Source organism: Colwellia sp. D2M02, from assembly GCF_018860755.1.
Lineage (GTDB): Bacteria > Pseudomonadota > Gammaproteobacteria > Enterobacterales > Alteromonadaceae > Colwellia > Colwellia asteriadis.
On sequence record NZ_JAHKPW010000070.1, the window covers coordinates 142,909 to 162,511 of the forward strand.

Annotated in this window: 16 protein-coding genes and 1 tRNA gene; 9 read left to right on the forward strand and 8 right to left on the reverse strand. The window is 38.3% G+C overall.

Going from position 1 to position 19,603, the window contains the following annotated elements:
* Positions 1-74 precede the first annotated feature (74 nt).
* Complete coding sequence (serB, locus tag KO495_RS13035; RefSeq protein WP_215980845.1) at positions 75-1,073, reverse strand: phosphoserine phosphatase SerB; 999 nt, start codon at positions 1,071-1,073, stop codon at positions 75-77.
* A gap of 106 nt (positions 1,074-1,179) precedes the next feature.
* On the opposite strand from serB, the gene KO495_RS13040 reads away from it, so the two are divergent.
* Positions 1,180-2,025, forward strand: a complete 846-nt coding sequence (locus tag KO495_RS13040) for a hypothetical protein (RefSeq protein WP_215980846.1) — start codon at positions 1,180-1,182, stop codon at positions 2,023-2,025.
* 49 nt (positions 2,026-2,074) lie between these two features.
* Here the strand turns inward: KO495_RS13040 and KO495_RS13045 are convergent, their stop codons facing one another.
* The 3 genes from KO495_RS13045 to prfC form a co-directional block, all read right to left on the reverse strand.
* Entirely contained in the window at positions 2,075-2,908 is an 834-nt protein-coding gene (locus KO495_RS13045; RefSeq protein WP_215980847.1) for a TatD family hydrolase, read from the reverse strand.
* A 60-nt stretch (positions 2,909-2,968) separates the two neighbouring features.
* Positions 2,969-4,717 (reverse strand): arginine--tRNA ligase, encoded by a 1,749-nt coding sequence (gene argS / locus KO495_RS13050; RefSeq protein ID WP_215980848.1) that lies wholly within the window; start codon positions 4,715-4,717, stop codon positions 2,969-2,971.
* 353 nt (positions 4,718-5,070) lie between these two features.
* Positions 5,071-6,651 (reverse strand): peptide chain release factor 3, encoded by a 1,581-nt coding sequence (prfC, locus tag KO495_RS13055; protein WP_215980849.1) that lies wholly within the window; start codon positions 6,649-6,651, stop codon positions 5,071-5,073.
* A 254-nt stretch (positions 6,652-6,905) separates the two neighbouring features.
* Here prfC and KO495_RS13060 point away from each other — a divergent pair, with 254 nt between their 5' ends.
* Complete coding sequence (locus KO495_RS13060) at positions 6,906-8,696, forward strand: GGDEF domain-containing phosphodiesterase (RefSeq protein ID WP_215980850.1); 1,791 nt, start codon at positions 6,906-6,908, stop codon at positions 8,694-8,696.
* A 200-nt stretch (positions 8,697-8,896) separates the two neighbouring features.
* Here KO495_RS13060 and rimI read toward each other — a convergent pair whose 3' ends face one another.
* From rimI to aceK, 4 genes are all read right to left on the reverse strand, one after another.
* Complete coding sequence (gene rimI / locus KO495_RS13065) at positions 8,897-9,382, reverse strand: ribosomal protein S18-alanine N-acetyltransferase (protein ID WP_215980851.1); 486 nt, start codon at positions 9,380-9,382, stop codon at positions 8,897-8,899.
* Between the two features lie 12 nt (positions 9,383-9,394).
* Positions 9,395-9,796, reverse strand: coding sequence for a DNA polymerase III subunit psi (locus KO495_RS13070; RefSeq protein ID WP_215980852.1), 402 nt, complete (start codon positions 9,794-9,796; stop codon positions 9,395-9,397).
* Positions 9,797-10,114: 318 nt separating this feature from the next.
* Positions 10,115-10,191 (reverse strand) — tRNA-Trp (locus KO495_RS13075).
* Between the two features lie 117 nt (positions 10,192-10,308).
* Positions 10,309-12,090: a bifunctional isocitrate dehydrogenase kinase/phosphatase gene (aceK, locus tag KO495_RS13080; protein WP_215980853.1), complete on the reverse strand. Its 1,782-nt coding sequence runs from the start codon at positions 12,088-12,090 to the stop codon at positions 10,309-10,311.
* A gap of 272 nt (positions 12,091-12,362) precedes the next feature.
* Between aceK and queA the strand changes: the two genes are divergently transcribed.
* The 7 genes from queA (at position 12,363) to yeiP (ending at position 19,402) form a co-directional block, all read left to right on the forward strand.
* On the forward strand, positions 12,363-13,445 hold the full coding sequence (gene queA / locus KO495_RS13085) for a tRNA preQ1(34) S-adenosylmethionine ribosyltransferase-isomerase QueA (RefSeq protein WP_215980854.1): 1,083 nt from the start codon (positions 12,363-12,365) through the stop codon (positions 13,443-13,445).
* Positions 13,446-13,532: 87 nt separating this feature from the next.
* Complete coding sequence (gene tgt / locus KO495_RS13090) at positions 13,533-14,666, forward strand: tRNA guanosine(34) transglycosylase Tgt (protein ID WP_215980855.1); 1,134 nt, start codon at positions 13,533-13,535, stop codon at positions 14,664-14,666.
* A 49-nt stretch (positions 14,667-14,715) separates the two neighbouring features.
* On the forward strand, positions 14,716-15,051 hold the full coding sequence (gene yajC / locus KO495_RS13095; protein WP_215980856.1) for a preprotein translocase subunit YajC: 336 nt from the start codon (positions 14,716-14,718) through the stop codon (positions 15,049-15,051).
* A 174-nt stretch (positions 15,052-15,225) separates the two neighbouring features.
* Positions 15,226-17,073, forward strand: a complete 1,848-nt coding sequence (gene secD / locus KO495_RS13100; RefSeq protein ID WP_215980857.1) for a protein translocase subunit SecD — start codon at positions 15,226-15,228, stop codon at positions 17,071-17,073.
* Positions 17,074-17,093: 20 nt separating this feature from the next.
* A complete protein-coding gene (secF, locus tag KO495_RS13105; RefSeq protein WP_215980858.1) occupies positions 17,094-18,041 on the forward strand; it encodes a protein translocase subunit SecF in 948 nt (315 codons plus the stop codon).
* A gap of 273 nt (positions 18,042-18,314) precedes the next feature.
* Entirely contained in the window at positions 18,315-18,476 is a 162-nt protein-coding gene (locus KO495_RS13110; protein WP_215980859.1) for a hypothetical protein, read from the forward strand.
* A gap of 350 nt (positions 18,477-18,826) precedes the next feature.
* Entirely contained in the window at positions 18,827-19,402 is a 576-nt protein-coding gene (yeiP, locus tag KO495_RS13115; RefSeq protein WP_215980860.1) for an elongation factor P-like protein YeiP, read from the forward strand.
* Positions 19,403-19,603 lie beyond the last annotated feature (201 nt).

Here is a 19,603-nt window from a genome sequence, read left to right on the forward strand (position 1 = left end):
ATAATGTGTGCTTAACAATAAAAGCTAAGCGCACATTATTAATATTTTTGATTATTTCAGCCTATGGCTAAGCGTTATGCCAACCAGTGTAGCAAACAATCTAAACCTTGATGGTTTATGCTAGCATCTGCTTGGGCTAAAACAATGGGTTTAGCATGAAATGCAACACCAAACGACGCTGCAGCCATCATCACTAAATCATTAGCGCCATCACCCATAGCAACGGTTTGTTGGTGCGGAATTTGATATTGCTCACTTAAAATGGCAAGTGAGTCAGCTTTAACTTGTGCGTCGACCACTGAGCCGAGTACTTTACCCGTTAACTTACCATCAACAATCTCTAAAGTATTAGCAAAAGCAGCATCTAAGTGTAAAGTATCTTTTAGGTGGTCGGCAAAATAAGTAAAGCCGCCTGACGCTATCGCAATGCGCCATTGATGTTTTTTAAGCTCAGTAATAAGCTTTTCTAAGCCAGCCATTAGCGGAATATCTTGGGCAACAGCGGCTAAAATACTTTCAGGGGAGTTAGCTAAGGTTGCCACCCGTTGATGTAAGCTTTGTGCAAAATCAAGCTCACCTAACATGGCACGCTCGGTTACTTCAGATACTTGCTCGCCCACACCCGCTAATTTAGCTATTTCATCAATACATTCTATTTCTATGGTGGTTGAGTCCATATCCATTACCAGTAATCCGGGCTCTGCTAAACAAGGCACATTTTGTAATAATGCGGCCTCAATCTTATTTTCTAAAGCAAATTGTGCAACAGCTTTTCTTGCTTGATCAAAGTCTGAGCAGGTTACATAAAAACGATAACTGGTTAAGTTATTACGGGTATTCGCTTGATGAAGGGCTGTTATCGAAAGAACAGCGTAGCTTTGTAGCGCTAATAATTGTTGTAAGCTGGTTTGCGAAAATACAACAAGTTCAATAGATTGAGTTGTTGGTGTTGCATTTACTTCAATAAGATCGATAGCTTGCTCATTAAGACTAAAACTAACCGGTAGGTTAATTGGCCGCTGTGATAAATACTGTTCAAGTGAAAGGGGTAAAACATTGGCAGAAAAAGACACGTTAACTCTCTTTTATAGGTATAAGTAAAAATAATAAACTTCACATCAGTTAACAATCTCACTATAGTGACACTATCAACTTGTTATATAGTTATTTTGATTTTTTATGAAGCAAGCCGAACAGCCTTTATACCCTAAATTATCGTCGATTTATAATAAAATTCTGCAATTAGCTAGTGCTATTTTGCTTATAGTCGTGCTGATGAACATGTGGCAGGCAACTGGTATTAAAAATCGAGATAATTTAGCGGAGCATTTTAACTACATTGCTAAACAGCAGTTACAGCAAGCTTCGGTAGGGACCGCCACCATAATGGCGCAAGAATATGACGGTAATCAACGTAATAAAGAGACCTTACAAACTTACATTAATGGCTTGAATGAAGTAGATTTTATTAAACAAGTGCACCTGTACGACCCTACTGGTTTACTTATAGCGTCTAGCCAAGTAATTAACGCTAACAATAATAACCCCCTTATTGAGCAAGATAACGAGTCTACAGAAAACCAAAATGAAAGACTGGTAAATACAGCACAACAAGCAAAAAGTATTAATGACTTATATGGTATTACCTTAGGGGAAAATAATACGAGTGATCGGTATACCCCTTTTGTGCAAGAAATACGAACAGATAAATTACTAGGCTATTTGCGCTTTACCATTGAGCAGTCTTACTTGACTGATATTCTTGCCAAGGCGGATGAAGACCAACAGGCGCTGTTTCGATTAATGCTATTGTTAGCTGGTTTTGTTGGCTTTTTATTAACACGCGGCTTTAATCGCTTTAGTCGCCGTAGTTACCGTTTGAAAAAAGCTATTGAACGTGAGAAAAAGATAATTGCCCAGAGCCAACAAAGTAGTGATGTTAATAGTGCTGATGTTAATGAGCCTGCTTTAAGCGCTGCTAGCAGTTCAAGCGAAAATATTAGCGCGAGTAAGAGGGAAGGTTAGTCATACGCACAAAGAGTTAATTAGCAGCCTCTATGTCAGTTAATACAAGCTATTTGCTAAAAAACATGTCGTCTAGGTTTTTTTCTAGCTGCATAGCTATTACTTCAGCACTTTCAGCTCTGATCTCACTCAACACCTGAAATACATTAACAATATAGGTTGGACTATTAGGCTGACCGATAACACCACCTGCTTCAATACTGATTGGCATTGAAGGTGCGTCAGTCTCTAAAACTAAGCTTTCAAGGGGTAATCGCTTTATTGCATTGATGGTTTTTTTGGCTCTGGGGTAAGTAATAGTGCCCCCAATACCGAGTTTAAAACCTAAATCAAGATAGCTTTTAGCTTGCTGATAACTACCAGAAAAACCGTGAATAATCCCCGCTTTTGATAACTGATATTTTTTCAGCCTCGGGACTATTTTATCGTGTGATTGCCTATGGTGAATAATCACAGGCAATTGCTCTGCTTTGGCTAAATTCAGTTGAAAATCAAAAAACTGATATTGCTTAGCCCAGTTATCTTCAATTGATTGACCATGCTCTGGGGCTTTTTTAGCAATAGCGCCATCAAGGCCGGTTTCACCAATAGCGATAATATCGCTGCGCGTTTGCGCTACTTTATTAGCAAGCTGTTCAAGGTGGATATCGGTTAACTTATCTAAAAACCAGGGATGAATGCCTAAACAAGGGTAAAGAGATACCTGTGTTTTTTCTTTAGGATACTGCTTAGGAAGCGCTAAAACGCTATCAAAATTAGCAGGAAGTATTGCGGGAATAATAATGCGGTTAATAGCAAGTTGCCGACATTGTGTTAACAGCATCGGCAACTGTTCGGTAAGTACTTTATCGTCTAAGTGGCAATGGCTATCAGTAAATTTCATCTATTCACTACCCTTAGGGCTGTTAAGCTTTATTGAAAGCTCAACAGCTTTTAGTCGCTTTTACATGCGATCCATGACTTCAATGCCTAAAATATCTAGGCCTTGCTTAAGTGTTTTAGCGATTAACTGACAAAGTGCTAAACGAGACTCTTTTACCTCAGTTGCAATGCCGTCTTTAAGAATAGGACAGGCTTCATAAAAGCTCATATAAAGACTCGCTAATTCGTATAAATAATTACATAGCAAGTTTGGCGTGCCTTCACTGATCACCGCATCAACAACATCTTCAAGTTGTAACAGTTTTAACGCTAGGGCTTTTTCTTGTGGCTCAACAATATTAATTTTTGCGTCACTGCTTAATGCGTCAGCTTTTGAATTTTCTGCCTTTGAAAATATGCTTTGAATACGTGAGTAAGCGTACTGTAAATAAGGTGCTGTCGCGCCTTCAAAACTTAACATTGTTTTCCAGTTGAAAATATAATCACTGGTACGGTTTTTCGATAAATCGGCAAACTTAACTGCGCCAATACCAACTTTTTCTGAGATAACCTTTAAGTCATCGTCATTAATTTCAGGGTTCTTTTCTTTAATTAAGGCGCTGGCACGAACAATGGCTTCATCAAGCAATTCAGCTAACTTAATGGTTCCACCAGTACGAGTTTTAAATGGCTTACCATCATCCCCCATCATCATGCCAAATGGACAATGCTGGTAACCAACACTTTCAGGTAAGAAGCCAGCTTTACGGGCAACTATTTCTACCTGCTTAAAATGCAGTGATTGGCGTGCGTCGGTGAAAATAATAATGCGATCTGCGGCTAATTTACCACTACGGTAACGACAGGCAGATAAATCGGTGGTGGCATATAAGAAACCGCCACCTGATTTTTGTACAATAAAGACTGATGGCTCGCCATCTTTGTTAGCCATTTCTTCAATAAAAACTACTTTAGCACCTTGGTCTTCAACGGCAATTTCTTTTGCCATTAATTCATCAATCACAGTTGATAAGTCATCGTTGTAGGCGCTTTCACCCATAATATCAGCACGTTTTAATGACACATTTAGCTTAGCGTAAATCTCTTCGCTATGAGTGATAGAGATATCAATAAATTGCTGCCAAAGCTTGGCACATTGCTCGTCACCACTTTGCAGTTTAACCACATCAGCGCGTGCTCTATCAGCAAAACCTTCTTCGTTATCAAAACGAATTTTTGCTTCACGGTAAAAATTTTCTAAATCGGCAAGGGCGGTTTCAGCCACTTCATTACCCGCAAGTTTGTCGCTTAAATGCGCGATAAGCATACCAAATTGTGTGCCCCAATCGCCCATATGGTTTTGACGAATAACCTTATCACCGCGAAACTCTAATGCGCGTACTACCGCATCACCAATAATGGTTGAGCGTAAGTGACCTACGTGCATTTCTTTGGCTAAGTTAGGCGCAGAGTAATCTACTACTACCGTTTGTGGAGTGGCACGCTGTGTTACCCCAATAAACTTATCTTGCGCTACGTTAGTAAGTTGCGCAGCTAACCAGTTTTGGCATAGGTGAATATTGATAAAACCAGGGCCTGCTAGCTCAACTTTACTCGCAATACCGTTTAAGTCTAACTGTTCAACTACTTTAGTGGCTAATTCACGAGGATTGGTTTTTAATTTTTTAGCTGCACCCATGACGCCATTAGCTTGGTAATCACCAAATTCAACACGGTTAGATAAACTAATGGCAGGATTAGTATCGGCAGGCAAACCCGCTTCAGTCATTGCTGCACTAACTTTTTCAGAGAGGATCTGTTTAATATTCATATTATGTCTCGTTTATTTTCTACTTAGCTCGGTAGGTTTCTCTAGTAACTGAGGTAAACAAGCGATACGCGTAAACTCATCCATGGGGCTTAACATAAGCATCCATGCTTATGAAAATCGCTGTTACTACCATCAGTAACTCGGCTGAAAAACTCTACGGTGCTATATTGTTATCAGAGCTAGCACAGAGCAAATTTATTTCTTAACGCTTCCATATTGGCAAGCTCGGTTTTGCAAACTAAATTGGATTTTAGCAAAGCGGGCAATGAATTTTATCAGGGAGCTTAGTGTCCTAAGTGACTTGATAAAATTCAGACGACAATGCCGCAAAAATTCTATTTAGGCAGCAAAAATTAGTGTTCACGTGTCGAGTGAAACTTAATATCTGGATGGCGCTCTTGCGCTAACGACAAGTTAACCATAGTAGGCGCAATATAAGTTAAGTTATCACCGCCATCTAACGCTAAGTTATCACCCGCTTTCTTTTTAAATTGCTCTAAAGTGCGTTCATCATCACAAGTACACCAGCGTGCAGTTGCAACACTAATTGGCTCATAAATCGCTTCAACTTTATATTCTGTTTTAAGGCGCTGCACGACTACTTCAAACTGTAATACACCAACCGCGCCAACAATCATATCGTTGTTAATAAAAGGTCTGAATACTTGTACCGCACCTTCTTCAGATAGCTGTATTAAGCCTTTTTGTAGTTGTTTCGCTTTTAAAGGATCGCGTAAGCGAATGCGGCGGAACATTTCTGGAGCAAAGTTTGGAATGCCACTAAACTTCATCATTTCACCCGAAGTAAAGGTATCGCCAATTTGAATACTACCGTGGTTGTGTAAACCGATAATGTCGCCTGCAAAAGCTTCTTCAACATTAGAACGATCGCCAGCCATAAAGGTTACCGCATCGGCAATTTTTACATCTTTGCCTAAACGTACTTGCTTCATTTTCATGCCTTTTTCATACTTGCCTGAACAAATACGCATGAAAGCAATACGGTCACGATGTTTTGGATCCATGTTGGCTTGAATTTTAAAAACAAAGCCTGAAAATTTTTCTTCTTCGGCGTGAACTTGACGTAAATCTGTTTCGCGAGGTAGTGGTTTAGGTGCCCATTTAGTTAAGCCATCTAGCATGTGATCAACGCCAAAGTTACCTAATGCCGTACCAAAAAATACTGGCGTTAATTCGCCAGCTAAAAACTCGTCTAAATCAAATTCGTGTGATGCACCTTGCACTAGCTCAAGCTCTTCACGTAAATCATCGGCATAACTGCCAACCGCGGTATCTAGCTCTGGGTTATCCAAGCCTTTGATGATACGAACTTCTTGAATAGTATGACCTTGGCCAGACTGGTATAAAAAAGTTTCATCAGTTACTAAATTATAAACGCCTTTAAATTCTTTACCCATGCCAATTGGCCAAGTAATAGGAGCACATTTAATTTTAAGTACGTCTTCAACTTCATCCATCACTTCCATTGGGTCACGCACATCGCGATCCATCTTGTTCATGAAGGTAATAATTGGCGTATCACGTAAACGCGTGACTTCCATTAATTTAATGGTTCGGGCTTCAACACCTTTGGCAACGTCAATCACCATTAGGCAAGAGTCAACCGCTGTTAAGGTGCGGTAGGTATCTTCAGAGAAGTCTTCATGACCGGGGGTATCTAACAGGTTTACTAAACAGTCATTATAAGGAAACTGCATTACTGAGGTGGTAATTGAAATACCACGATCTTTTTCCATTTCCATCCAGTCTGATTTAGCATGCTGACCAGATTTTTTACCTTTTACCGTACCTGCTTTTTGTAACGCTTGACCGAACAAAAGAACTTTTTCAGTGATGGTGGTTTTACCCGCATCAGGATGAGAAATAATAGCAAAGGTGCGACGAAGATCGACTTGCTTCTGTTGAACTGACATGCAGGAACCCTTAAATGAAGACGTTAAAATAGTAGCAATAATAAACTCGACATTATAACGAATTTAGCTCACTAAAGTCATTCAAAGAGTGAGAAATATCTGCTTTATAGTGAAATTAATACCAAGCCGCTTTCTCTAATTCAATTATTTATAGCTAACTATTTGCTACAACATGTTATTTTGGACAGAAAAGACCTAGAAACTCACAAGTTATTGACGTAAGGTTAATGTGGGTTTTCTAAAGAGCTATTTATATGAATAAAAATCAGGATGGCTTTAATTTTCTTCTAGTCGGTATTTTTTTATTATTGCTAGGTATTGTTTATAGTACTTTTTTAGCACTGCATCATGAATTTGCTCCTGTTGTCACATACAGTGTTGCTTGCGTATTATTATTGGCTGCTTATTTTAGTAAGTATCTAAACATTGGCTACGATATTCGTCAAGCGTCAAGTTTGGTCGCTTTTGTCATTATTGTCGTTAGCGGTATTGTTTTTCCAAACGATCTTGAAGCCATTGAAGAAATGTATTTATTGATCCCTCTGATTTTTTTATTTGTTTTACCTGGCTCCATGTGGCCTATTTTTATTGCTTTTGGTTTATTAAGCGCTTACTTACCCTCAATGGCAGATCATGAATTATCTGATCTTATTGAAGATGGGTTAGAGCTTATTGTTATTAGCTCATTTGCGACCATCATGACCTATTTTCAACAAAAGTCTTTAAAGCAAATGGAACACTTTAAACTTGACAGTTATACCGACTATTTAACCGGATTGTTTAACCGTAAAAAGTTCATGGAATATATGACTATATTTCAACAGCGACATAAAAAAAATGAGCAGTCAGGTTTCGCATTGTTAACTTTTGATTTAGATGACTTTAAAAAGATAAATGATCAATTAGGGCATTTAGCGGGTGATCAAGTGTTAAGGCAAATGGCAATAAGGTTAGATAAAATAAGTCATGGTAATGCTATTGCTTTTAGAACAGGTGGCGATGAGTTTGCCTTTATTCTAACCAGCGATGATAAAAACACCTTATCACAACAAAGCCAATTGTTAGCGCAGCAATTAATTGCTTTTTCTGAGCAAGCTTATCGGGTATCTACTAAAAAGTTTTTCGTTTCATCGAGTATTGGTATTGCTTTGTACCCACAAGACGCTGTTGAAATTGAAACCTTATACAGCAATGCTGATTTGGCGATGTATAAGTCAAAAGAAAAAGGGCGTAATTGTTACTCGTTTTATGACACCCGAATTATGGAAGCCGCCACACGACGTTATGAACTTGAAGATGCCTTAAAAACAGCGATAGTAAATAATGAATTATTTTTACTATATCAACCTAAAGTTTGTTTAAGCACTGGTAGAATTCATTCAGCAGAAGCGTTAATCCGCTGGGAGCACCCTAAGTATGGTTTAATTAGCCCTATGGAGTTTATTCCTATTGCTGAATCTAGTTTAGCGATTATACCTATAGGACAATGGGTACTCGAACAAGTTTGCTTGCAAAGTGCTAGGTGGCAAGCTTATCCAAACCTAACCAGTATTGCTGCTAACGTTTCGTCGGTGCAGTTAACCGATAGTAACTTTATCAATGTTGTTAAAAGTGCTCTGGCAAATGCTAACTGTGCTGGTGAGCGTTTAGAGATAGAACAAACAGAAAGCTGGTTTATGGATGACCCTGATAATAACGTTAAAATTTTAAGCGAAATTAAAAAACTAGGTGTTCAGTTATCACTCGATGACTTTGGCACAGCATACTCATCATTGAGCCAGCTAGGTAGATTACCACTGGATATTTTAAAAATAGATAAGAGCTTTATTGACGATTGTGTGCATAACGATCGCGACCATATGATAGTGCGTACTATTATTCAGCTAGGCCATAACTTAGGTATGAAAATAGTCGCTGAAGGGGTTGAATATGAAGCACAGCGGCAGTTACTTGAGTCGGAAGGCTGTGAATATTATCAAGGCTATTTATATGCTAAACCTGTAACGGCGCAAGAGTTTGAAGCCTTGTTAGTTGCAGAGTATTAGTTGTAGCTTGTTAGTTGCTGAGTGTTAAACGCTTTTGTATGTTTTTCAGATTTAGATTCAGGTTCTAAGCTTAGGTTTTAGGTTTTAGGTTTTAGATTTTAGGTAAGAATGTAAAATCGGTTGAACCTAAAATCATAAGCCCGACACTGTATATTTACCGCATAAGGCTAGCTTAGGGTAAATATTATTGAAATTCTAAATCAACAGGTTAACGACATTACAATAGCGTCTTCATAACCAAAGCCGCTACTACTTGGGTAGTAGCCAGTACGACGATTAACTTCAATAAAGCCAGCATTCATATAAAGCATTTGCGCACTAATATTTTTAGCGCGTACTTCTAGCCACACTTTAGTGGCGCCTTGAGCTTTAGCTTGCGCTAAAAATTGCCATAACAGCTGTTTGCCATAACCATTGCCTTGTTCGTTTGGTGTTACACAAATATCCATTAAGGTCGCTTCACCTAAAATGTACTCACCAACATAAAAACCAATAATTTCGCTGCTGTCTTGTGTGTTGCTTACTTGAGCATATTCACCAAAATAGCGACCGCCGATACAACTACTAAAGGTTTTTTCACTCCAAGGATGCGAGTGACATGCTTCTTCTATCGGCATAAGTACCGACATATCGTCCGTGTTAATATTATTAAAGCGTAGTATGTTAGTTTTAGTGTTTTTGGTCATAATTTAATGAGCTTATAAAATTTCCGTATTAAGAGTGTGCCACAGTGCTTTTTTTAATGTCGGGGAGTTAGCTATTTGGTTAATGCTTGGTGTGAATAGTTGGTTGTCGCGATAAGTTATCTCAGCAGTTTTATCTTCTTGGTTTACTGAAGCATTAGCGTCATTACTGAAAAAGAACCAATTAAATAACCCTAAGTTAAGGCTTTGCTCTTGTTGAGTTACTTCACCAATACTCAAGTCTATTGCTAAGAGAATATCATTAAAACAGCGGTTGTTAGTTAATGACTCTAGGTTGGGCATTTGGTAGTGAGTCGTTACTTGTGCATGGTTTTGCTCTGTTTTTTTAGTACGCTTTTGCCAAAGCGATATTCCCATTTCGGTTAATTGATCAAATTGTCGAGTGTTAATAGCCATAAATAAAGCTTATCAATGTGCCTGAAAAAGAGTGAAAAGTAAGGTTAATTATGGGGTGTATCATGACAGATTAAGGCGTTAACGTATAGCGTTCGAGCAATAAGTCAAAATGCGGCTATTAAGCGCAAAGCGATAAAGTGGTGTTAGCTAGAAATAAAGTAGAATTTTAAAGGGACTTTTGCAAGACGCCAAGTGAAAGAACAAGGAAAAATAAAGGAAAAATCAAGTAAGTTAATGTATTAAGAAGATTAAAGCATTAGTAAAATAGTAATGGATAAATAAATCTAGGGGAAGTATAAGAATAAACATAAGATAAAATGGCAGGGGTGGAGAGACTCGAACTCCCAACCATCGGTTTTGGAGACCGCTGTTCTACCAATTGGAACTACACCCCTGCAACAGATTCGAATTATACTGATAGCGAACCAAAGGTAAAGCTTAAAATTAGCTTTTTTTTATAATTGACGACTGTTCGAACAAATAAGCAACAAAGCGGCTTTAAAGTATGCGTTTTACACTCGGTGCCGAGTGTTTTTTTGCTTTGCTGCGGTTAGTTTGCGTAAAAAACAAAATCTCTCTTCATTGGGGTAGGGGTAAACATCTTCATAAATACCGTTGGCGACTTGTTGTTGACAATGCTGCCAATAACTTGCTGTTAATAAATCTTCATGGTGAATTTTAAATGCTTTGAGGTAACGTGGATTGGCTAATGCAAAGGTCGCGAGCTCCTCAGGAAACATATCACCGGGCAAAACACTATACCAAGGCTCAGCAGCATATATTTGTTCGGCGTTCACTGCTTTGGGTTTCACACGAAAGTTAATTTCATTCATATATGCTATTTCATCATAATCATAAAAAATCACGCGACCATGGCGGGTTACACCAAAGTTTTTTAATAGCATGTCGCCTGGAAAAATATCGGCACATATTAATTGTTTTATTGCATCGCCATAACCTCGTAGTGCTTCATTAATGGCCGAGTCATTTTTATTAGCGAGTGCATCCGCTAAATATAAGTTTAATGGCGTCATTCTGCGCTCTATATATAAGTGCGCAATGATAATTAACTCATTTTCGTAGCGTATTAATGAGGGAGCTACTTGCATTAACTCGGCAAGTAATTGCTCATTAAAACGTTCTTTAGGAAAGGCGACTTCAGAGTATTCCATGGTATCAGCCATGCGGCCAACACGGTCGTGCAGTTTTACGAGGCGGTATTTATCTTTAACGTCTTGCCTTGACATGCTTTTACTCGGAGAGAACTTATCTTTAATAATTTTAAAAACATAAGGGTATGAGGGCAGAGTAAATACCGACATCACCATGCCTTTAATACCTGCGGCTAACTCAAACTTGTCTTCACTGTGAGTTAAGTGATGTAAAAAATCACGATAAAATTCCGTTTTACCTTGTTTATGAAACCCAATGGCCGAATACAAGTCTGCTTTGGTTTTATGGGGCATTAATCCTTGAAGAAAGTTCACTAGTGCATAGGTGTGTGTGCAATCAACAAAAAAGTAAGCGCGCGCAAAACCAAAGACTATTGCCATACTTTCACTGCTGGTTAATAGCGCATCTAAATATAAGCCGCCTTTTTCATTATTGAGTACCGCAATAATAAAAGGGGTTTCACCTGCTGGTGATAATACTCGGCCAATTAAATATGCACCTTTGTTGCGGTAGAAAGTGAAGTTGAGAATATCAAACTGTAACTCGGAGAGTTGATAACGTGTTTTTCGTGCTTGTTTCTTAAAAGCACGAATAAGCGTTTCTACATCACGATTTAAATCTTCAAAAGGGATTGTGGTTTTATGGCTATTCATAATATGGCAAATAGTAGCCTTTAAGCCTGATTTTTCTGGTTTATAGCTAGTGTAAATATTTGGTGAGGGCAGTTGCTCTAAGCGTTTTGCAGTACTTTTTACAAAAATATAATCATTATGATAGTACTTACGCTCGAATAAGTTGCAAAAAACAGAGTTGTAAAAGGTTTCGGCTAACTCAGGTTGTTGATGGCGTGCTAGTAAAGCTAAATAATGGCGTTTTACTTGTAACCATAACTCGCTATCAAGATTTGTTATTGAAAAGTCATGCTGTAACACTGTTAAGGTTTCTTGAACGCGTTGTTCGTAATAGGTAGTTCTTTCTTTGGCTGCTTGTTGTACTTCACGCCATTGGCATTGTTGAAAGCGCTGTTGGGCTGAGCGAGTTAACTCGGAGAAAATTTCAATATGCCGATTAAAACTTCGCATAATATGAGAAGCTATATCGAGAGATAGTTTATCCATCATCAGTCACACTCGTTAATTATTATGTTATAGCGCTAACCTTCATAAAAGAGAGCAGCATAGGTGAAAATAAGCATACGCGAAAATAAATGCGAGTGTAGCTACTTTTGCTAAATGTTAGTTATCACGAGTAATAATATGACGAATAGCAACTTTACTTTACAGTTAGCACTGCTATTAGTGAAATAGCGAGTCACAATCGCTTATTTAACTTGCTATCAGTGGCGCTCAGCTCTAAAATTACGCATTTTTTAAAATGAGTAATTGTCCCCATTATGCGTGTTTCTGACTTTTCTTTTGATCTTCCTGAAGAGCTTATTGCTCGTTACCCAAAAGCCGAGCGCACCGGTAGTCGATTAATGACACTTAATGGCAATTCTGGTGATATTACTGATGGTCGTTTTATTGATATTGTCGAGCAATTGAATGCTGGCGATTTATTAGTTTTTAATAATACTCGAGTGATTCCTGCGCGACTTTTTGGTCAAAAGAGCAGTGGTGGTAAAGTTGAAGTATTAATTGAACGTATTGTTGATCAACACACAGCACTTGCGCACATTCGTGCAAGCAAATCACCAAAAGTTGGCAATGAAATATTATTAGGTGCAATTGAAGGTGCCGATCACAGTGATAGCTTAATTAAAGCCACTATGATGGCGCGACATGGTGCTTTGTTTGAACTGAAGTTTTCAGAAGAACAATCGGTGCTTTCAGTATTAGAAAACATTGGCCATATGCCTTTGCCACCTTACATTGACCGCCCTGATGAAGATAGCGATAAAGAGCGTTATCAAACCGTTTATAATGAAAAGCCCGGCGCGGTTGCAGCGCCAACTGCAGGTTTGCACTTTGATGAAGCTTTATTAGCGCAAATTAAAGCCAAAGGTGTTGAGTTAGCGTTTGTTACTTTGCATGTTGGCGCAGGCACTTTTCAACCTGTGAAAGTTGATGAAATCGCTGACCATGTAATGCACGCTGAGTATGTAGAAGTATCTGATGAAGTGGTTCAACAAATTTCCGCGACTAAAGCTCGCGGTGGTCGTGTTATTGGTGTTGGTACAACCTCAATGCGCTCGTTAGAAAGTGCTGCTAAAGTTTCGGCCGAAAAAGGCACTGAACTACAAGCATTTTATGGTGATACCGATATATTTATTACACCAGGTTATAACTTTCGCGTGCTTGATGCCCTAGTGACTAACTTTCATTTATCAGAATCAACGCTACTGATGTTAGTAAGTGCCTTTGCAGGTTATGAAAATATTATGAAAGCATACCAACACGCTATAACAGAGCAGTACCGTTTTTTTAGTTATGGTGATGCAATGTTTTTGACTAAGCAAGACCTGTTAAATAAATAGAATTAACATTAACCGTAATAGCTTAATAGTGGTTATTACGATGAAAATATGCCGCTGATCTGTTTCGTTGGTGGGCTAGGAGAAAAAATGAAATACGAATTATTGAATAAAGACGGTAAAGCTCGTCGAGGTCGTTTGACCTTTGACCGTGGCGTAGTTGAAACCCCTGCATTTATGCCTGTAGGTACTTATGGCACCGTAAAAGGTATGAAAACTGAAGAAGTTGACGCTACTGGCGCTCATATTATTTTGGGTAACACTTTTCATTTAATGCTACGCCCTGGTACCGACATTATTGAGCAGCATGGTGGTTTACATGGTTTTATGAACTGGGATAAACCAATTTTAACTGACTCAGGTGGTTTTCAGGTATTCAGCTTAGGCAAAATGCGTAAAATTACCGAAGAAGGCGTACGTTTTAGCTCGCCAGTGAATGGCGAAAAAATTATGCTGACCCCTGAACGCTCAATGGAAGTACAACGTTCATTAGGCTCAGATGTGGTGATGATTTTTGATGAATGTACGCCATATCCTGCAACGCACAAAGAATCAAAAGACTCAATGGAGTTGTCACTACGTTGGGCACAACGCTCAAAAGACGCTCATGGTGATAACCCATCAGCATTGTTCGGTATAGTGCAAGGTGGTATGTATGAAGACTTGCGTGAAGTATCAATTAATGGCTTAAAAGCGATTGAGTTTGACGGTTATGCGATTGGCGGTTTATCAGTAGGCGAGCCAAAAGAAGACATGGTACGCATATTAGATCATACCGCGCCCTTGATACCTGAAAATAAGCCCCGATATCTGATGGGAGTAGGCAAGCCTGAAGACTTAGTTGAAGGTGTACGCCGTGGTATTGATATGTTTGATTGCGTAATGCCAACGCGTAATGCTCGTAACGGTCACTTATTTGTGAATACTGGCGTGATTAAAATTAGAAATTCAAGCCATAAAACTGATACTGGCCCGTTAGATTCTACATGTGATTGTTATACCTGTAAGAATTATTCACGCGCTTACTTACATCACTTAGATAAGTGTAAAGAAATACTCGGCTCACAATTGAATACCTTACATAATTTACATTTCTACCAAAAAGTAATGCAAGGTTTGCGTGATGCGATAGAGCAAGGTAAATTAGACGCCTTTGTTGAAGAATTTTATGCACTACGCGGCTTACCCGTGCCTGAGCTGGCTGCGGGTAGTGAACAAGTTTAGTTATTAATTAAGACAATATTCATTTTAAAAGTAATAAGAAGAGGAAGTTATGAGTTTATTTATCAGTTCAGCCCATGCGTCAGCAGGACAAGCACCAGCTGGTGGCGGTATGGAAATGATCATCATGTTAGCGGTATTTGGTTTAGTCTTTTATTTTATGATTTACCGTCCACAAGCTAAGCGTGTTAAAGAGCATAAAGGTTTAATGTCATCATTAGCAAAAGGTGATGAAGTACTTACACAAGGTGGTTTAGTGGGTAAAATCATTAAAGTATCAGATGAAAAAGATTTCATCGTTATTACTATTGCTGAAAACACTGAAGTAACTGTGCAAAAAGGCGCTATTACAGCAGTACTTCCAAAAGGCACCATGAAGTCTTTATAGTGTCACCTTCGTTGCTTGGCTTTACTTTATAGTAAAGCCAAATGACAAAGTTAAAGCCTATAAACGTAAATAGCTATTTGAGTTAACTTTATTCGCTAACTCAAAGCTCGCAATAGTTTAGGTGAGGTGGCTGTTATTCCTCACTTGAAAAGAAATAAATAAAAAGGACCGATTGTGTTAAACAAATACCCTTTATGGAAAACACTGATGGTAGCGTTGGTCGTTGCTTTAGGGGCGCTTTATGCCGCACCTAACTTATACGGCGAAGATCCCGCGGTACAAGTATCAGGTCTACGTGGTGTAGAAGCTAGCGCTGAAACATTAGCAACGATAAAATCAACATTACAACAAGAAAATATCGAATTTGCTAATATCGAATTAGAAAATGGTCAAGTACTTACTCGCTTTAAAAATACTGAAGCTCAACTTAAAGCACGTGATGTTTTAGATGACGCCTTAGGTAGACAATATTCAATCGCTTTAAATTTAACCCCACAAACCCCTGAATGGTTAGCAGCTATTGGTGGTACACCAATGAAGCTTGGTTTAGATTTAAGCGGCGGCGTTAGCTTCTTAATGGAAGTCAACATGAGCGAAGCCATCAATAAAGCCAAAGTGGGCATGGTGGGTGATTTTCGTGGTGATTTAATTAATGAAAAAATTCGCTACCAAACGGTAAAAGAAGTTAACGATGATATTGTGGTTATCTTCCGTAAAGCTGAAGACTTAGAAGCAGCCCAGTCACTATTTAAAAAGAATTACCGTGATTTAGTGTTAGCAGCCGATGAAGATACACTAACACTTACCGCGAAAATGACTGACGAAAAGCTTAAAGAAATTCGTGAGTATGCTCTTCAACAAAACATTACTATTATTCGTAACCGTGTTAATGAGTTAGGTGTTGCAGAGCCTTTAGTACAGCGCCAAGGCAAAAAGCATATTGTTATTGAATTACCAGGTGTTCAAGATACGGCTAAAGCGAAAGAAATTTTGAACGCTACGGCAACTATCGAATTTAGACTGGTTGATACCGAAGGTGATTTAAATCAAGCCTTAAATGGTCGCGTACCCGCTAATGCTATTTTACTAAGAGATAAAAACGGTCAACCGACCTTACTTAAAAAGCGTGTAATGTTAACTGGTGATCATATCACTGACGCTAAATCTGGTTTTGATGAGTATTCACGTCCACAAGTTAATATTTCACTAGATAGTGCTGGCGGCAGTAAAATGTCTAACGGTACTAAAAGTAATGTTGGTAAGCCAATGGCCACAGTATTCATTGAATACAAGCCAACAGATAAACGCGATGGTGAAGGTAATATTATCTTTGAAAAAGTAGAAGAAATTATTTCTGTTGCTACTATTCAATCACGTCTAGGTAAAACTTTCCGTATTACTGGTGCAAGCAGCCCAGCTGAGGCGCACAACTTAGCACTACTATTACGTGCTGGTGCTTTAATTGCGCCAATTACGATTGTAGAAGAGCGTACTGTTGGACCAACATTAGGTGCTGAAAACGTTAAGTTAGGCTTCCAAGCGATTGTGTTAGGTTTTGCTTTAGTTTTCATTTTTATGATTATTTACTACAAAGCGTTCGGTGTTGTCGCTAACTTTGCCCTAGGCGCTAACTTAGTATTGATTGTTGGTATAATGTCACTCATTCCCGGTGCTACCTTAACCTTGCCAGGTATGGCAGGTATTGTATTGACTGTAGGTATGGCGGTTGATGCCAATGTTCTGATATTTGAGCGTATTCGTGAAGAAATCCGCGAAGGTAAAACTATTCAGCAAGCTATTCATCAAGGTTATGAGTCAGCATTTTCAACCATTATTGATGCCAATATTACCACTTTAATAGCTGCATTGATTTTATTTGCTGTCGGTACAGGCCCAGTGAAAGGTTTCGCGGTAACATTATCAATTGGTATTATTACCTCAATGTTTACCTCTGTTGTTGGCTCAAGAACCATAGTGAATGCTATTTGGGGCGGAAAGCGTCTTAAAAAGCTTTCTATATAAAGACAGGGATTTAAAAAATTATGCAAATTTTACAATTGAAAAACACTGTCGCGTTCATGAGTTACCGTAAGTATGCCTTCATTTTTAGCGTATTACTTATGATCGCCTCTATCGTGTCTTTAGCCACTAATAAATTAAACTTTGGTTTAGATTTTACTGGCGGTACCTTAATTGAAGTAGGCTTTGAAAAAGCGGCTGATTTAGAAGCCTTACGTACAGTCATGGAAACTAATGGCTTTGCTGATGCTAAAATTCAGTTTTACGGTAGCTCGCGCGATGTTGTTATTCGTTTAGGCTTACGTGAAGATGTTAAAGCAGAAATGCTGGGCAACGAAGTTTTAGAGATACTACAATCGAGCACAGGTCAAACTGTTGATATGCGCCGTATAGAGTTCGTTGGTGCAAGTGTTGGTGATGAGTTAGCAGAGCAGGGTGGCTTAGCAATGCTAACCGCGCTTATCTGTATTCTTATTTACGTTGCCTTTCGATTTGAGTGGCGCTTTGCTATCGGCTCTGTTGTCGCTTTATTTCACGATGTACTACTAACGTTAGGTCTATTCTCTGTTTTACAGTTAGAGTTTGATTTAACGGTATTAGCAGCGATATTAGCGGTTATAGGTTACTCGCTTAACGATACCATTGTTGTATCAGACCGTATTCGTGAAAACTTTAGAAAGATTCGTAACACAGAGCCTGAAGACGTAATTAATATCTCACTAACGCAGACTTTGAGTCGTACTTTTATTACCTCAATAACAACCTTGCTAGTATTGGCAGCACTATTCTTTAAAGGTGGTGCGTTAATTCATGGTTTTGCCACAGCATTGTTATTTGGTGTTTTTGTTGGTACTTACTCATCAATTTATGTGGCGTCGTTTGTTGCGTTAGCATTAGGGATTTCTCGTGATGACTTAATCCCAGAAGTGATTGAGAAAGAAGGCGAAGATCAAGAAGCTATGATGCCTTAATACGCACAGCACTTTTAACAAAATAGTTTCCTAAAAAACCAAGTCTTGTACTTGGTTTTTTATTACCTCACTGACAGTATTTATAAGTTCTACCGTGACTTCTTTACGCTTTAGTACCGTATTAATCTCTATTATTTCTTGTAATAACAAAGACTTTGTTTTTTCTGTAAGCTTAAATTTACTATTTAAATAGTAACAATTTCCAAGGGAAATATCGCTTATGTAATCCTTTGTGTAATAATACAGTTATGGTTACATGTTGTGGAGGCTGTTATGGCCCATGAGGAACGAAACAAAATGCTAAATACTATTGATGCTAAACTTGATAATACAACGGAAGATAATAAATCTACGCTTGAACTTCTAGCTGATGCTAACCATCAAATTGAAGAGCTTAAACTACAAATTGCTTGGTTAGAGCGCTCTTACGAGTAATTAGTATTAGATTTGATAATGAGTTTTGTGCTCGTTATATTACGTCTTACTATGGCTTAGCTAAGCCTTAACTGGCTTTAATTAAGTTAGCTAAGTTTAGTTAAGTGAATTTGAAAAGCAGAAATATAAATTTATATTTCTGCTTTTTTGATCTCATTGAAGTATTTTAGCTGTTTTGTATGTAGCTCTACTTGAAATATTACATCGTTATTTAACTTTGCTGCAATAATGCTTTTGCCTCGTAAGCGTATAAATAGCGAATTAGTAAAGATAAGGCATTTTCATCATGGCTAGATCGTGCTATTTTTCAGACAATAAATTTTTATCGTATTAGTAAAGGAAACCCTACTATGCCAAAGGCTAGTGATATAAAGAAAAATGCTGCAATAGAGCACAATGGTAAAGTACTTATTGTAAGAGATATTACCCGTTCTGTACCACAAGGTAGAGCAGGGGGCAGCTTATACCGTATGCGTTTATACGATGTGGTAACAGGCGGAAAAGTTGATGAAACTTTTAAAGCTGAAGATATGCTTAACTTAGCAGACTTAAGCCGTCGTCCTTCAATGTTTTCTTATATTGATGGTGACGAGTATGTTTTCATGGATAACGAAGACTATACTCCATATAACTTAAATAAAGACAGCATTAGTGATGAAGTATTGTTTATCAATGAAGCAACCGAAGGTTTATCAATTATCATCGTAGATGGCACGCCAGTTGGTGTTGATCTTCCAGCAAGCGTTGAGTTAGTTATTACCGAAACAGACCCTTCTATTAAAGGAGCTTCGGCTAGTGCAAGAACAAAACCTGCTATTTTATCTACAGGGTTAACAGTACAAGTTCCTGAGCACATTTCTACTGGCGATACAATTAAAGTAAATACCACAGATCATAAATTTATGGGTCGTGCAGATACTAAGTAATAAATTGTAATGGTTATTTTTAATGCCCGCTTTGCGGGCATTTTATTTTTTACGATTTGTCATCGTAAACGTTGAGTGATAAGCATGACTAGCGAATGACTAAGTAACCTGCTCTCGACTTAACAAATGTTTCTTTAGCAACTTTTTTCCTAACTGCTTCGGATACAGAAAAGTAGTTTTTGCCGATATTTCAATTTGTTA

Coding starts and splice junctions, on each gene's coding strand:
- KO495_RS13110 (WP_215980859.1), top strand. CDS start 18,315: ATGGCCCATGAGGAACGAAACAAAATGCTAAATACTATTGATGCTAAA.
- aceK (WP_215980853.1), bottom strand. CDS start 12,090: ATGATGGATAAACTATCTCTCGATATAGCTTCTCATATTATGCGAAGT.
- KO495_RS13045 (WP_215980847.1), bottom strand. CDS start 2,908: ATGAAATTTACTGATAGCCATTGCCACTTAGACGATAAAGTACTTACC.
- yajC (WP_215980856.1), top strand. CDS start 14,716: ATGAGTTTATTTATCAGTTCAGCCCATGCGTCAGCAGGACAAGCACCA.
- yeiP (WP_215980860.1), top strand. CDS start 18,827: ATGCCAAAGGCTAGTGATATAAAGAAAAATGCTGCAATAGAGCACAAT.
- secF (WP_215980858.1), top strand. CDS start 17,094: ATGCAAATTTTACAATTGAAAAACACTGTCGCGTTCATGAGTTACCGT.
- prfC (WP_215980849.1), bottom strand. CDS start 6,651: ATGTCAGTTCAACAGAAGCAAGTCGATCTTCGTCGCACCTTTGCTATT.
- queA (WP_215980854.1), top strand. CDS start 12,363: ATGCGTGTTTCTGACTTTTCTTTTGATCTTCCTGAAGAGCTTATTGCT.
- KO495_RS13040 (WP_215980846.1), top strand. CDS start 1,180: ATGAAGCAAGCCGAACAGCCTTTATACCCTAAATTATCGTCGATTTAT.
- KO495_RS13070 (WP_215980852.1), bottom strand. CDS start 9,796: ATGGCTATTAACACTCGACAATTTGATCAATTAACCGAAATGGGAATA.
- rimI (WP_215980851.1), bottom strand. CDS start 9,382: ATGACCAAAAACACTAAAACTAACATACTACGCTTTAATAATATTAAC.
- tgt (WP_215980855.1), top strand. CDS start 13,533: ATGAAATACGAATTATTGAATAAAGACGGTAAAGCTCGTCGAGGTCGT.
- KO495_RS13060 (WP_215980850.1), top strand. CDS start 6,906: ATGAATAAAAATCAGGATGGCTTTAATTTTCTTCTAGTCGGTATTTTT.
- argS (WP_215980848.1), bottom strand. CDS start 4,717: ATGAATATTAAACAGATCCTCTCTGAAAAAGTTAGTGCAGCAATGACT.